The sequence below is a fragment of the uncultured Vibrio sp. genome, from assembly GCF_947488985.1.
In the GTDB taxonomy this organism is placed as follows: domain Bacteria; phylum Pseudomonadota; class Gammaproteobacteria; order Enterobacterales; family Vibrionaceae; genus Vibrio.
On the sequence record NZ_CANLBV010000214.1, the window covers coordinates 1 to 1,441 of the forward strand.

A 1,441-nucleotide genomic window follows, 5' to 3' on the forward strand; every position below is an offset into this window, starting at 1 on the left:
CAGTGTAATTATCATAGTTCGTAGCATGATCCTGATTTTACTAAAAATCAAGCACCTTCAATGATCACGGGTATAGTGCAGGTTTAATTTGATCTTTTTGCAGAGGATTCATTTCCCCCCAATAACGCACTAATGCACCTGCGGTTTCGGAGCGAATCGACAAGACCGGATCGCTAAGCAGTGGCTCTAGGATCTGCCAGCGGTCAGTAAACGGAAAACCAGAGGAACCAGCTACTGCACCTAAGCGGATCATTTCATTGTCATGTTTAATCGCTCTCGCAAGTGAGATCAGCGTATTGTTGCCTGTATTACCGCCTAAACGCTCTAAACTCGATGCACGAATGATAGCGCTTAAACTTGAATCTTGAGCCGAGTACGCTAGCGCATCCTCTGCGCCTCTATGCCCTATTGAATCGGCGTAAAATGCGACAGCAAAATGTTGTTGGTTACGATACTTTGAATCAGGAAACCATTCGCCAATTTGTTTATCAGCCCATTGCTCTGTTTGATCTTCATGACAGCTCGTACATACGTTCGGCGTTTTAATGTGTTGGCTGAGATCGGGACGTGGTATATGCCAACTGTGATCACGCCTTGGATCGACTTCCATATAAGTTGTCTCTGGCATGTGGCAAGTCGTACATTGGGAAGCCTCGGTATTCTCTTGATGGAATGTATGCTTTTCAGGTGAGTATTCCGACGCTATATGGCACTGGCTACACACAGCTTCCTCTGCAAACTTTAATTCTGCGGTATGTGGATCGTGGCAATTGGTACAAGTGACGCCTTTCTCAGCCATCGTCGACTGTAAAAAGGAACCGTAAACATAGTCTTCATCGTAGATTTGACCGTCATTATGGTACAGCTCTGGCGTAATCAAACTTAGGCGATATTTATCAAAAAATGACTCGTTAACATGGTCGCCTGTTTCATTCAATTGAGTGCAAACCTGTGGCATTGAGCACAGGTTTGCACTTGATTGGTATGGATAATATCTTTTGGCTGTAGGGTAGAGTTACCCTCTTGATATACCCACTCTTTGACTGACTGAGACAAATCTCGGTCGAAGCCATAATGTGCCGCAACTTGAGCATCAGTTTCTCCGTTTACCTTTAGTCGTTTCGTCAGCTCAACATGCTCACTTGCAGGACCATGGCACGCTTCACACCCGACGTTAATCTCAGACCAAGTGGTGTTATAGGTATTACTCGCGTTGTCGTAGTTTTTTTCTAGATTCGTTGAATGACAATCTGCACACATGAAATTCCAGTTCTGGCCACTGTTGGTCCAGTAGAACTCATCGGTAATGGTTGTATCAGGATATAGGTGATACCAACGCTGACCTCCTTGTACTTTTTCTCGGGAGCGGCGTTTTTCAAGGTAGTTGTCATCATTTGCTTACTTATTAAGCAGCTTCTCTTTCTGGGTTTAGGTGTACTTC

General features: G+C 44.6%; 1 pseudogene. It reads right to left on the bottom strand.

Annotated features, from left to right (window positions below):
• Positions 1 to 73 precede the first annotated feature (73 nt).
• Positions 74 to 1,365 (bottom strand): annotated as a pseudogene (locus Q1A70_RS19890) (multiheme c-type cytochrome); the annotation flags it as partial.
• Positions 1,366 to 1,441: the final 76 nt, after the last annotated feature.